Genomic DNA, 13,321 nt, shown 5'->3' on the forward strand with positions numbered 1-13,321 from the left:
GGAGCCGGCGGGACGCGTAGGGCCACGAACGTTTATCCGCGCTCTCGGCGAGCACTGGGGTATGACGGAGCCGACGGTCGGCGAGGACGCGGAAGCGCGGGCGCGAGCGGAACGACACGTTGGGAGGCCGCGCGAGCGCCGCGAGGACCCCGACCTCCTCACGGGGAACGCCGAGTACACGGACGACATCACCGCGCCCGGCGAGACGCATCTCGCGTTCGTCCGGAGCCCGCACGGCCACGCGGACGTCGAGGCCATCGACACGCGGGCGGCCGAGGCGATGGACGGCGTGCTCGCGGCGTACACGTGGGCGGACCTGCGCGAGGCGGGAATCCCCGGGCGGCTTCCGATTACGGACCGCGTGCGCGGTGACGTGCCGGGGCATCCGGTGCTCGCGGACGGCCGCGTGCGCTACCAGGGCCAGCCGGTGGCCGCGGTGGTCGCGGAGTCGCGGTATCGGGCGGCGGACGCCGCGGCCGCCGTCGACGTTTCATATACCCCGCGCGAGGCGGCCGTGGACCCGGTGGACGCGACGGCGTCCGATGCGCCGACGCTCTTCGAGGCCTGCCCGGACAACGTCGCGACGGCGGGCGAACTCGGCGACGAGGCGGCGACGGACGCGGCGTTCGAGGACGCCGACGAAGTGGTAGAGCTCGACCTCGTGAACAACCGGCTCGTCGCGAACGCGATGGAGCCGCGCGCCGCGCTCGCGCGAGTTCACGACGGGACACTCCGCGTGGAGATGACGAGCCAGTCGCCGCACCGCCACCGCTCGAAGCTCGCGCAGACGCTCGGGCTGCGGGAAAACGACGTCCGGGTCGTCGCGCCGGACGTCGGCGGCGGGTTCGGGCACAAGGGCCACCACCACCCCGGGGAGGCGATGGCGGCGTGGGCGGCCCGAGAGTTGGACAGGCCGGTGAAGTGGGTGGCGACGCGCTCGGAGAACTATCAGGCGGGCGCGCACGGCCGCGACCACGTGACGACGGCGGCGCTCGCGTTCGACGCTGACGGGACGATTCGCGGGCTGCGCGCGGACACGTACGCGGGCGTCGGCGGGTACGGGCTCGGGAGCGGGCCCGCGCTCGCGACGTGGTACGGCCGGCTGCTCGCCGGCGAGTACGAGATTCCCGCGGTCTGCTGCCGGACGCGCGGCGTCTTCACGAACACCGCGCCCGTCCACTCCTACCGCGGCGCGGGGCGACCGGAGGCCATCTACGTCCTCGAACGCCTCGTGAAGCGCGCCGCGGACGCCCTCGGCTGCGACCCGGCGGCGTTCCGGCGGCGGAACCTCCTCGACCCGGACGACTTCCCGCACGAGACGGCGGTCGGCGCGACCTACGACTCGGGCGAGTACGAAGCGGCGATGGACCGCGCGCTCGACCTCGTCGACTACGAGGCCGTGCGAGAGAAGCGCGGAGAGGAGGGCGCGAACGGAGAGCGCGGAAAGCGCGGGGAGAGAGGAGAGCGCGCGGAGCGCGATGACGGCCGGCTCGTCGGCGTCGGGCTCGCGAACTTCGTGGAGTCGACCGGCGGCGGGTTCGAGTCGGGCGTCGTACGCGTCCATCCGGACGGCGGCGTGACGGTGTTCGCGGGCACGCACTCCCACGGGCAGGGGCACGCGACGACGTACGCGCAGATCGTCGCGGACGAACTGGGCATCCCCGACGAGGACGTCGAGGTCGTGGAGGGCGACACGGACCGCATCCCGGCGGGGACGGGGACGTTCGGGAGTCGGAGCACCATCACGGCCGGGAGCGCGCTCGCCGAGAGCGCCGCGGACGTTCGGGAGAAGGCCCGCGACATCGCGGCGAGCGAACTCGAAGCCGCGCCGGAAGACACCGTCTTCGAGGACGGCGCGTTCCACGTCGCGGGCGCGCCCGAGCAGTCCGTCGCGTTCGCGGACGTGGCGCGCGCGGCGTACGGCCGTCTCCCCGGCGACCTCGAACCCGGACTGGAGGAAACGACGTTCTTCGAGCAGGAGGAGACCGCGTACGCGTTCGGGACGCACGCGGCCGTCGTCGCCGTCGACCCCGAGACGGGCGAAGTCGACGTCGAGCGGTACGTCGCCGTCGACGACTGCGGCGTACAGGTGAACCCGAAGATCGTCGAGGGGCAGGTGCACGGCGGCGTGGCGCAGGGCCTCGGGCAGGCGCTCTACGAGGGCGCGCAGTACGACGAGAACGGCACGCTCCTCACCGGGTCGATGCAGGATTACACGGTCCCGAAGGCCGACCAGATTCCCGAGCTAACGACGGACGCGACGGAGACGCCGAGCCCGACGAACCCGCTCGGAGTGAAGGGAATCGGGGAGGCGGGAACCATCGCCGCGCCGCCCGCGGTCGTGAACGCCGTGGTGGACGCGCTCGAACCCTACGGCGTCGACCACGTCGACATGCCGCTCACCGAGGAACGCGTCTGGCGCGCGATACAGCAATCGGGTTAGTCGTCGACGCGGAGGTCGTCGACGTAGGCTTCGAAGGCCTCGCGGTGGACGCCTACGCGGTCGTCCATGTCGGTCGTCGCGCGCTCCACCATCACACCGGTGAACGCGGAGAGCAGGAGCTCTGCGGTCTCGTCGACGTCGACGTCGCGGAACACGCCCGCCTCGATGCCGGATTCGAGGTAGCGCGCGAGATGCTCCTTCATCAGCTCGTCCATATCCGTGAAGCTCTGGCGGTACGCGTCGTCGTGGGGGGCTTTCGTCCGGAGTTCGAAGAGCGCGACGAGGAACCCCGACTGCTCGGCGTCTAACTCCTCGGGGGAGACGGTGTCGTAGAACCCGAGGAGCTGTTCGTCCGGGGACGCGCGCTCCATCTCACTCATCCCGGTCGTGAACCGCTCGTGCATGTAGTCGAGGAAGTCGAGGAGGAGCGCGTCCTTGTCGTCGTAGTGGTAGTAGATGAGGCTCTTCGACTTCTCGAACTCGTCGGCGATTCGCTGGATAGAGAGGTCGGCGTACCCGTGCTCGCAGAGGGCCCGGAACGTCGCCCGCATGAGCGCTTCCCGCGTGTCGGCGGGTTCGCCCGCGTCGTCGTCCATAACTGAATGAACGGTCAGCTACCGGGAAGAGTGTTCGGGTTCACGGAGTCATCGAACGGTCCGACCCGCCTCCGCCGGTGGCCCTCACGCGGCGTCGTCGCGCTCCGACACCCCACCCTGATCGGTCCGCTCCCGCCCGTCTTCTCTCCGTTCTCGCCCGTTTCGCTTTTGCTTGTTCCGTTCGCGTCGCGCTCGTACGCGCTCGCGGAGCGCGGTGCGGAGGCGGTCGGCGACGCCGTCGGCGAGCCCCGCCGCGCGCTCGGCGTCGATATCCTGCACGACGGCGTCGCCGCTCGTCCCGCCGCCCGACCCCGCGGTGTCCACGACGACGTCCGCGAGCCCCCACCGCCGCTGGAAGACGGTCGCGCGCCGGACGACCGTCTGCACGCGGTAGTAGGGGACGACGTGCGTGTGGCGCGCGAAGAACCCGCGGCGGGCGAACGCGTGGTTCTCCGTCGCCGCGTACCCCAGGTTCACGTACTTGTAGTGCGCCGCGACCGGGACGAGCGCGAAGAGGAGGGCGGGCGTCCACCAGAGCGGGTAGGCGACGACGAACTGGTCGACGAGCGTCGTCACGGCGAGCAGGCCCGCGACCGCGAGCGCGTACCGGCCGAGGTAGCGACGGCGCGCCCGCGCCGGCGGGCGCTCGAACTCGGGGACTTCGAACGGTTCGAGTCGCTGGCCGAGCGCGAACACCGCCTCGCGGTCCGCGAGCGGGACGACGGTCGCCGACCCGCCGCTCGACCCCGACCCGGGCGCGTACCCCGCCGTCTCGACGCGGAGCGCCGCGTAGCCGTACCGCCGCATCAGGACGTTCTCTGTCACGACGAGCGTCTGCAGTTTCTCCAGCGGGATCGTCCCCGAGTACCGCTGGAGGAGGCCGCGCTCGTACCGGAGGTCGTCGCCGTCGCGCGTCAGCCGGAAGCCGTAGTAGCGCGCGAACGTCCGCGCCGCCGACGCCGTCCACAACAAGACGACGCCGACCAGCGTCACCGCGGCCGCCGCGAGGACCAGCACCGCGAGCGACAGCCCCGACACGACCGATTCGAGCATCGGCGCGAGCACCGGCCAGATGAACGGCTGCGCGCCGAACACCACCGACGCGAGCCGCGGGTCGAACGAGAGCACGCTCACGAGGAAGAGCGAGCGGTCGTCCAGCTCGAACACCACCTCGTCCGGCGTCTCCGCACCCGTCGGCTCCGGCTCCCCGGCTTCCGTCTCTTCGTCGCCGTCGCCTTCGAGGGCGCGTTTCCGCCGGCGGATCTCCCGCTGGAGGCGTTCGGCCTCCTCCGTGCTCACGCACGCCAACACCGCTTCCGTCTCGCCGCCCCCTGCGGTCTCGACGTTCACCGTCGCGATGCCGAGGACGCGCTGCACGACGTTCTGCGAGACGTCGACGTTCTGCACGCGGCCGAGCGGGATTTCGCGCTCCCGCCGCGACAACACGCCCGAGTCGATGTCCAGCGTCTCCGCCGTGAGCGCGTACTGGAACCGCCGATACTCCGCGACCTGATAGGCGAGCACGGCGAGCACGAGGAGGGCGACAGCGCCGATGGCGTACCAGCGGTAGCTCGCGACGAGGCCGCTCGACGCGCCGAAGAGCGCGAGCACGAGCGCCCACCCGAACTCGACGATACGCGTCCCCGCTCGGTACGGAATCGAGAGCGGGTGGAGTCTCGTCCCGCTCGCTCCCCCTGTCCCCGTCATACCGCGTCAGTCGGCTCGCTCTCGATGGCGAGCGACCGCAGTCGCTCCTGTAACTCCGCGGCGCGCGCCGCGTCGAGCCCCGGAATCTTGACGTCCGCGCCCCGCGACCCCGCCGTGTAGACCACGATGGACGCCAACCCCAGCGCGCGCTCCACGGGACCGCGCTGGCTGTCGACGTGCTGGACGCGCACGAACGGCACCGTCGTTCGCACCTCCGTCAGCACGCCGCGCTCGATGTAGAGCGTGTCCTCGCGGAGTTCGAACCGGAACGCGCGATACCGGAGCACCGCGTACGCGACGCCGACGACGAGCGCGGCGACGAACGCGGCTGCGGCGACGGGCGGTGCGACCCCGGGAGCGCGGACGACCCACGTGACGCCCCCCGCGGCCGCCGCGACGAGAGCCGCCGTGAGCACCGCGCCCGCTCCCCAGACGTAGCGAACGCGCGGGTCCAGTCGTTCCATACTCTCCACTTTCCGGCCGGCGTGAAAAATCGCCGGGTCACGGCGGTACCTTTTGCTGCGCTCCCTTCGCTCGCTGGCACTGCGGAAAATCTTCGATTTCCCGCCGTCCAGCCAGAAGTCGGAGACTTCTGGCGACACAAGCTACGCTAAAAGCCGTCGTCGTTCCCTTCGGTCACTCCTCGGCCCGCGCGAGTGAAGCGAGCGCGGTGAACCGACGACCTTCCGGGCCCTGACGAGCACCCGGTCGTCGGATGCCACGGGCACCGATTGCTCGTTTTATACACTTGAAGGATGAGGGATGCCGCAGTGCGAAGGAGAATTCGCGCACCTCTCTGGAAACAACGCTGTTGCCGCCGACGACTGACTATTCGCCGGAGAGGATGCCGCGCACCGTCATCTTCGCCGGGTCGAGGACGTCGTCGACTTCGTCCTCGCCGAGGTAGCCCTTCTCCAAGACGACTTCGCGGACGGTCTTGTTCTCTTTCAGCGCGGTCTTCGCGACCTCGCTCGCCTTGTCGTAGCCGATGGCGGGGTTGAGCGCGGTGGCGAGCGCCATCGAGCGCTCCACCTGATCTGCGCAGTACTCCTCGTTCGCTTCGAGTTTCGCGACGAACTTCTCGCCGAACGTGCTCGCGCCGTTCGCGACGAGGCGGGCCGATTCGAGGAAGTCCTGCGCGAGCACGGGCTTGTAGAGGTTCAGGTCGATCTGGCCCTCCGCCGCGCCGTACTCGATGGTCGTGTCGTTCCCCACGACCTCCTTGTGGAGCTGGTTCACCGCCTCGGCGACGACGGGGTTGATCTTCCCGGGCATGATGGAGCTCCCGGGCTGGTTCTCGGGCTGCTCGATCTCGCCGAGGCCGTTCCGCGGGCCGCTGGCGAGCAGGCGGAGATCGTTCGCGATCTTGTTCATGCTCCCGGCGACGGTGCGGAGCGCGCCGTGCGCTTCGCTCATCGCGTCGTGCGCGGCCTGCGCCTCGAAGTGGTCGTCGGCCTCGCGGAACTGGATGCCCGTCTCCTCGCTGATGTACTCCGCTGCCTTTTCGGGGAACTTCGGATGCGTGTTCAGCCCCGTTCCAACTGCTGTCCCGCCGAGCGCGAGTTCGCGGAGGTGCGGCTTGACGTTCTCGACGCGCACCATCCCCTTCTCGATCTGGGCGCGGTAGCCGCCGAACTCCTGGCCGAGCGTCACCGGCGTCGCGTCCTGGAGGTGCGTGCGCCCCGTCTTCACGACGTCCGCGAACGCCTCCTCCTTCTCCTCGAGGGCGTCGCGGAGTTCTTCGAGCGCCGGCTCGACGTCCTTCTGGAGGGCTTCGAGCGCCGCGACGTGCATCGCGGTCGGGATGACGTCGTTCGAGGACTGCCCGAAGTTCACGTGGTCGTTCGGGTGGATCTCTCGCGTCCCGATCTCCCCGCCGTAGAGCTCGGTCGCGCGGTTCCCGATGACCTCGTTCGCGTTCATGTTCGTCGACGTCCCGGAGCCGGTCTGGAAGACGTCGACGGGGAACTGGTCGTCGAGCTCGCCGGCGATGACCTCGTCGGCGGCCTGCGCGATGGCGTTCGCCTTGTCCTCCGGGACGGTCCCGAGGTCGGCGTTCGCGCGCGCCGCCGCCTTCTTGACGACGCCGAGCGCGCGGATGAACCGCTCGTCGAACGTGTCGCCGCTGATGGGGAAGTTCTCGACGGCGCGCTGCGTCTGTGCGCCCCAGTAGGCGTCCGCCGGCACCTGCATCTCCCCGAGGCTGTCCTGCTCGACGCGGTAGTCGTCGCTCATATCCGGCCCATCGCAGAGGCGGAGATAAAAGCCATCGGTCGCGGGTGACTCCTTGTCCGCCGCCGACGCCGCCGACGCCGCCGCGAACGCGCCGGAGTCCGCGGGAGACCGCGCGTCGCCGTGTCTCGCCGTTCGTGAACAGTTCACTCGTTTGTGAAAGAACGTTATGGTAACGACTATAAGGAATCTCCCGTAACGGGTTACCCAGGGCCGACAACCATGACAGACAGCGACAACGGGCACACTCGACGGCGGTACGTACAACTCGCAGCGGGCGCAGGAATCGCGGGTCTCGCGGGCTGTTCCGGCGGCGGTGGCGGTGACAGCGGCGGGAGCGGCAACGGGTCCACGAGCGAGACCACCACGAGCAGCTCCGGCGGCGGCGCGTCCGCCACGCTCGAAGTGCAGCACTGGTGGACGGGCGGCGACGGCGGCGACGCCATCCAGTCGCTCTTCGACGGCTTCAAGGAGAAATACCCGGAGGTCGAAGTCGAGCAGAACCCCGTCTCCGGCGGGGCCGGGCAGAACCTCAAGTCCGTCATCAAAAAGCGCATCCTCAACAACAACCCGCCGAGCAGCTGGCAGGCGTGGCCGGGGAAGAACCTCCTCCCGTACACGGAAGCCGACAAGCTCGTCGACATCGAGGAGTCCGTCTGGTCGCACAACGACATGAAGAACGCGTACATGGACGGGCCGATGAACGCCGCGAAGCCGGACGGGAACCTCGTCACCGTTCCCCTCAACATCCACCGGCTCAACAACCTCTTCTACAACCCGCAGGTCCTCTCGGACGCGGGCGTCTCCATCGACGACATCTCGACGCCGAGCGACCTCGTCGACGCGATGGCGACCGTCGAGAGCGAGACTGAGGCGCACGGGATGGTGCAGGCCACCAGCGGCCCGTGGACGACCCTCCAGCTCTGGGAGACCGTCTTCCTCGGCGAGCACGGCCTCGACACCTACAACACCTTCATCGACGGGAACGGCGGCGACGTCGAGACCGAAGCGAAGGACGCGCTCTCCATCGTCAAGCAGTACCGCGAGCACTGGAACGACGACTCGGACTCCCTCTCCTGGACGCAGGCGAACAACGAGTTCATCTCCGGGAACGCCGCGTTCTTCCACAACGGCGACTGGGCGGCCGGGATGTACTACGGCGCGGAGGACTTCGAGTACGGCACGCACTGGGACCACGTCGCGTTCCCCGGTACGGACGGGCTCTACACGCTCGTCATGGACTCCTTCCCGTTCCCGGCGAACAACCCCTCGCCGGAGGCGACGAAGAAGTTCCTGCGGTACGTCGGGTCCGTCGACGCCCAGCAGCGCTTCAACCCCAAGAAGGGGTCCATCCCGCCGCGCACTGACGTGCCGAAAGAGCCGTTCAACCCCTTCAGTCAGGACCAGATGGACGACTTCTCGAACTCCGACAGTCAGCCGCCGAGCATCGCGCACGGCCTGGCGACGTCGCCGGAGACGCTCACCAACCTCGAGAACGCGACCGCGACGTTCACCTCGAACTGGGACGTCGACGCGACCTTCAGTGCCTACGTCAGCGCGTTCGGCAACTAACCACCACTCCTCTATCGTTTGATGTCACGCCTTAACCAACTACGCGAACGCCTCCGGTCGGTTCGGGGCGACGACGTCCGCACCGACGGCGGAACCGTCGAGCACACCGGCGAGAGCGGATTCCTTCCGGACTTCGACAGCGAGTTCGTGCGCTCTCTCCCGTTCTGGCTGCCCCCGTTCCTCCTGATGGGCTTTTTCGTCTACGGCGCGATCGGCTGGAACTTCGTCATCAGCCTCACCGACTTCAGCGGGTTCAGCCTCCCGACGTACGAGCTCTCGGCGTTCGACTTCGAGATGTACCGGCAGGCGTTCAGCGACCCGACGTTCTGGACGGCCGTGCAGAACACGGTCATCCTCCTCGTCGTCTTCACGAGCCTCTGTCTCGTCGGCGGCCTCCTGCTCGCCATCCTCGTCGACCAGGGCATCCGCTTCGAGAACACGTTCCGCACGGTCTACTTGCTCCCGATGGCGCTCTCGTTCGTCGTGACCGCCGTCTTCTGGAGCTGGATGTACAACAACACGACCGGCGTCATCAACGTCGTGTTGCGGTCCGTGGGGCTCGACTTCCTCGCGATGAACTGGCTCGGCGGCTACATCGACACGGGCGTGCTCGCGACGATACCGTACTTCCCGTCCGCGGTCAAGATACGGCTGTTCGCCGTCATCTTCGCGCTCCTCTGGCAGTACTCCGGCTACGCGATGGTCGTCTACCTCGCCGGCCTGCGCGCCATCCCTGACGACCACTACGAGGCGGCGCGCATCGACGGCGCGAGCACGCTCACGATGTACCGCCGCGTCATCATCCCGCAGCTCCGCGCGTCCACCATCAGCGCCGCGGTCGTCCTGATGGTCTTCGCGCTGAAGGCGTTCGACTTCCTCTACGTCCTCTTCGGGAGCAACCCCGGGCCCGCGGCCGACATCCTCGCGACGATGATGTACCGCGAGGCGTTCGGGTCGAACCAGTGGGCGTACGGCTCGGCCATCGCCATCATCCTGTTCGTGATGGCGCTCGCCGTCATCGCCCCCTACCTCTACAGCGAATACCGGCGAGGTGAACTATGACGGAGACTCCACCAGCAGACGCCGACGGCGAACCGACCGACGACTCCGAGCGCGGCCGACTCGCCGCGCTCACGAGCGGGCTGACCGCGGGGCGCGCCGCGCTCTACGCGCTCCTCGCCGGCCTCGTCGTCTTCTACCTCTCCCCGCTCGAAGCCGGGTTGATGACCGCGTTCAAGACGACGGACGCGTTCACGCACACGGCCCCCATCGCCCCGCCGGGCCCCGGCGGGTTCACGACGGAGCCGTGGAAGACGGCGTTCGCGACGCTGAAGAGCGGCCTCATCAACTCCGTCATCCTCGCCGTCCCCGCCGCCGCCCTCTCCGCGCTCTTCGGGAGCCTCGCGGCCTACGGCCTGACGAACCTGAAGTGGCGCGGCCAGGTCCCCATCGTCCTCCTGTTCGTCGCGGGCATCTTCATCCCCTATCAGGCCGTCCTCGTCCCGCTCTCCCGGTTCTTCGCCATCGTCAACACCCAACAGCTCCTCGAACCCCTCTGGGGGCTGCCGCTCATGGAGCCGTACTACGCGAGCCTCGTGAACCTCATCATCACGCACACCGCGTACGGCATCCCGCTCACGATGCTGCTCTTCCGGAGCTACTACAAGAACTTCTCCACGGAGATGCTGGAAGCCGCGCGCCTCGACGGCGCGACGGCGTACACCATCTACCGCCGCATCATCCTCCCGCTCTCCGTCCCGATGTTCGCCGTGACGCTCATCTACCAGTTCACGCAGATCTGGAACGACCTCCTGTTCGCGCTCATCATCATCCCCTCGGGGAGCGGGCAGGCCGCGGTCGTCACGCTCAAACTGAACGAACTCACCGGCGGTATCGTCCAGACGTTCAACACGCAGATGGCCGGCGCGTTCGTCGCCGCCATCCCGACGCTCATCGTCTACGTCCTCTTCGGGGACAAGTTCGCGAGAGGTGTCGCCGGACAGTAACTCACTCACTATGGCAGAACTCACACTCGATTCGGTCACGAAGGTGTTCGACGACGGCGGCGACGACATCGTCGCCGTCGACGGTATCGATATCGACATCGACGACGGCGAGTTCCTCGTCCTCGTCGGCCCGTCCGGCTGCGGGAAGTCGACGACGCTCCGCATGATCGCCGGCCTCGAAACCGTCACGGACGGTTCCGTCTCGCTCGGCGACCGCGTCGTGAACGACGTGAAGCCCCGCGACCGCGACATCGCGATGGTGTTCCAGTCGTACGCCCTCTACCCCCACATGTCGGTGCGGGAGAACATGGCGTTCGGCTTAGAGCAGTCGACGGAGATGTCGAAGGAAGAGCGCAACGAGGTCGTCGAGGACACCTGCGAGCTCCTCGGTATCGGCAACCTCATCGACCGGAAGCCCGGCGAGCTCTCCGGCGGCCAACAGCAGCGCGTCGCCCTCGGCCGCGCTATCGTCCGCGAACCCGCGGTCTTCCTGATGGACGAGCCGCTGAGCAATCTCGACGCGAAGCTCCGGTCGTCGATGCGGACGGAGCTCCAGCGCCTCCAGGAAGACCTCGACACGACGACGGTCTACGTCACGCACGACCAGACGGAAGCGATGACGATGGGCGACCGCATCGCCATTCTTAACGACGGCGAACTCCAGCAGGTCGCCACGCCCCTCGAAGCCTACCACCGGCCGGCGAACCGGTTCGTCGCCGGGTTCATCGGCGACCCGTCGATGAACTTCTTCGACGCGACGCTCGACGGCGACACCCTCGACGCCGGCGACTTCGAATACACGCTCTCCGAGGACACGCTCGCGGACCTCGGCGGCGCGACGGACATCACGATGGGCGTCCGCCCGGAGGACATCGAACTCGTCGACGCCGCCGACGGCCACCACGACTTCCCCGTCACCGTCGACGTCGTCGAGCCGATGGGGAACGAGAACAACGTCTACCTCGACCTGGCCGACACGTCCTTCGTCGGGGTCGTCTCCGGCCAGCGCATCGTCCACCAGGGCAGCGACGCCGCCGCCCGCATCCCCGAAGACGCCATCCACCTCTTCGACCGGAAGACCGGCGAAGCCCTCCACAACCGCGTGCTCGACGACGAGACCGCCGACGGCCTCGCCCGCTACTGACGAGACCGCCGCCGCCGGCCGATTCGCTCTCACCCGCTCTCGTTGCTCTCACCCGCTCTCGTTGCTCTCGCCTTCTCGCTGCTCTCAGGACCCACGCGCGGCGCGCTCGACGACCGGCGGGTGCGTATCTGCGTATCCGAGAAGAGAATTCGCGCTCGCGGAGTCGGTCAGCGCTCAGTCGCCCTGTCGTCGATCAGTCGTCAGTCAGCCGTCGATCAGCCCTCCAGTTAGCCGTCGGTGTCGTGGTCGGGTCAGTCGTCGTTTTCGAGGTGTTCGATGCATTCGAGGAGCGCGCGGCCGTTGTGGTACGCGCCCTTGTACATCGCGCCCTTCCGGCCGACCGGTTCGAGGGCCTCGGTGACGCCGGAGTGCCACTCGCCGTACTCCTCGTCGACGTGGTACTCTCGGATGAAGCCCCACGTCTCCTCGAAGGCGTCGCGGTAGCGGTCGTCGCCGGTGAACTCGTGCATGCGGAGCGCGCTCGTCATGCACTCCGCTTGGACCCACCAGGCCTTCACGCGGAAGGAGGCGGGTCCGTCGAGCGGGCCGAAGAAGTAGAAGCCGCCGTGTTCGTCGTCGTAGCCGTTCTCGAGAGAGAAGTCGAAGAGGCGCTCGTAGAGGTCGGCGAAGACGTGTTTCGAGACGCCGAGGGCGTCGGCGGCCTCCATCGTCAGCCAGACGTTCTCGAGGTCGTGGCCGTAGGAGACGACCCGGAAGTCCTCGTCGTCGAGCTTCGGCGTCCAGTCCGGCTCGTACTTGTCCGTACAGGCGGTGAGCCGTTTGCGAACGACGGTGTTCGTGAGGAGGTCGAGGAGCTCGTGCAGGCGCTCGCGCGCCGTCTCGTGCCCGGTGACCTCGTAGAAGGTCGTGAAGGCCTCCATGAGGTGGAGGTGGGTGTTCATGAGCTTCAGGCTCGGGTCGAGCACGCTCTCCCCGGACTCCTTCGGCGACCAGTCGGGCTCGATGTTCTCGAGGTAGGTCTGCCCCTCCGTAATCTGCGTCCAGTCGGGCGTGAAGTACTCGTCGTAGCCGCCGTGGGCGTGGTCTTTCGCGGCGTCGTCCACCGTCTCGAAGAGGTCGACGGCGAGCGCGCGGGCGTCCTCGTCGCCGGTCGCGCGGTAGTACTCGGAGAGCCCGTAGAGCGCGAACGACTGGCCGTAGAGGTGTTTGTTCTCCTTCTGGACCGTCCCGTCGCGGCCGACCTCCCAGTAGAAGCCGCCGTGCTCGTCGTCCCACATCTGCGTCGTGAGGAAGTCGTAGCCGAGCTCCGCCTCCTCGAGGTAGTCGCCGTCGACGGCGTCGGAGCTCGTGAGGCGCGCGAAGAACCACAGCATCCGCGACTGCGTGACGATCATCTTGTCGTCGTTCCCCGCGAACGCGCCCTCCCGGTCGAAGCTCAGGCGGTAGCCGCCGTGCTCCTCGTCGAGACACCGCGGCAGCCAGAAGTCGAGAACGTTCTCCTCTAAGACCTGCCGGAGTTCGGGCACGTGGGCCGCGAGCCCATCGCTCTTACTCATGTCCGAGTCATTACCAGCCCGCCACTAATCCCTATCGGGTACCGTTCGCACCCCGCCCGCGAACGTCCCTCCGAGACTACTGAAACGCGTATCAGCGAACGTTT

10 protein-coding genes are annotated in these 13,321 nt (G+C 68.2%); 5 read left to right on the forward strand and 5 right to left on the reverse strand.

Features of this window, described 5'->3' with window-relative positions; all coding sequences use genetic code 11:
- Window positions 1-61 precede the first annotated feature (61 nt).
- The gene (locus IEY26_RS06610; RefSeq protein ID WP_188977175.1) at window positions 62-2,443 is read left to right on the forward strand and encodes a xanthine dehydrogenase family protein molybdopterin-binding subunit; all 2,382 of its coding nucleotides are present in this window, start codon (window positions 62-64) and stop codon (window positions 2,441-2,443) included.
- On the opposite strand, the gene IEY26_RS06615 is transcribed toward IEY26_RS06610, so the two are convergent.
- From IEY26_RS06615 to IEY26_RS06630, 4 genes are all read right to left on the reverse strand, one after another.
- Window positions 2,440-3,039, reverse strand: a complete 600-nt coding sequence (locus IEY26_RS06615) for a TetR/AcrR family transcriptional regulator (RefSeq protein WP_188977177.1) — start codon at window positions 3,037-3,039, stop codon at window positions 2,440-2,442. The genes IEY26_RS06610 and IEY26_RS06615 overlap by 4 nt on opposite strands.
- Window positions 3,040-3,123: 84 nt before the next feature.
- The gene (locus IEY26_RS06620; protein ID WP_188977179.1) at window positions 3,124-4,746 is read right to left on the reverse strand and encodes a PH domain-containing protein; all 1,623 of its coding nucleotides are present in this window, start codon (window positions 4,744-4,746) and stop codon (window positions 3,124-3,126) included.
- Window positions 4,743-5,210, reverse strand: a complete 468-nt coding sequence (locus tag IEY26_RS06625; protein WP_188977181.1) for a PH domain-containing protein — start codon at window positions 5,208-5,210, stop codon at window positions 4,743-4,745. The genes IEY26_RS06620 and IEY26_RS06625 overlap by 4 nt, the downstream gene beginning before the upstream one ends.
- 364 nt (window positions 5,211-5,574) lie before the next feature.
- The gene (locus tag IEY26_RS06630) at window positions 5,575-6,981 is read right to left on the reverse strand and encodes a class II fumarate hydratase (RefSeq protein WP_188977184.1); all 1,407 of its coding nucleotides are present in this window, start codon (window positions 6,979-6,981) and stop codon (window positions 5,575-5,577) included.
- 219 nt (window positions 6,982-7,200) lie between these two features.
- Here IEY26_RS06630 and IEY26_RS06635 point away from each other — a divergent pair, with 219 nt between their 5' ends.
- From IEY26_RS06635 to IEY26_RS06650, 4 genes are read left to right on the forward strand one after another with little or no spacing between them, the layout of a single operon-like run.
- A complete protein-coding gene (locus IEY26_RS06635; RefSeq protein ID WP_188977186.1) occupies window positions 7,201-8,550 on the forward strand; it encodes an ABC transporter substrate-binding protein in 1,350 nt (449 codons plus the stop codon).
- Between the two features lie 21 nt (window positions 8,551-8,571).
- Window positions 8,572-9,612 carry a carbohydrate ABC transporter permease gene (locus tag IEY26_RS06640; RefSeq protein ID WP_188977188.1) on the forward strand — a complete coding sequence of 347 codons (1,041 nt, stop codon included), beginning with the start codon at window positions 8,572-8,574 and terminating at the stop codon, window positions 9,610-9,612.
- Entirely contained in the window at window positions 9,609-10,556 is a 948-nt protein-coding gene (locus IEY26_RS06645; RefSeq protein WP_188977190.1) for a carbohydrate ABC transporter permease, read from the forward strand. The genes IEY26_RS06640 and IEY26_RS06645 overlap by 4 nt, the downstream gene beginning before the upstream one ends.
- Window positions 10,557-10,566: 10 nt before the next feature.
- Window positions 10,567-11,700: an ABC transporter ATP-binding protein gene (locus IEY26_RS06650; RefSeq protein WP_188977192.1), complete on the forward strand. Its 1,134-nt coding sequence runs from the start codon at window positions 10,567-10,569 to the stop codon at window positions 11,698-11,700.
- A 251-nt stretch (window positions 11,701-11,951) separates the two neighbouring features.
- Here IEY26_RS06650 and IEY26_RS06655 read toward each other — a convergent pair whose 3' ends face one another.
- Window positions 11,952-13,217, reverse strand: coding sequence for an AGE family epimerase/isomerase (locus tag IEY26_RS06655; protein ID WP_188977194.1), 1,266 nt, complete (start codon window positions 13,215-13,217; stop codon window positions 11,952-11,954).
- Window positions 13,218-13,321: the final 104 nt, after the last annotated feature.

It is taken from the genome of Halocalculus aciditolerans (genome assembly GCF_014647475.1).
GTDB lineage: Archaea > Halobacteriota > Halobacteria > Halobacteriales > Halobacteriaceae > Halocalculus > Halocalculus aciditolerans.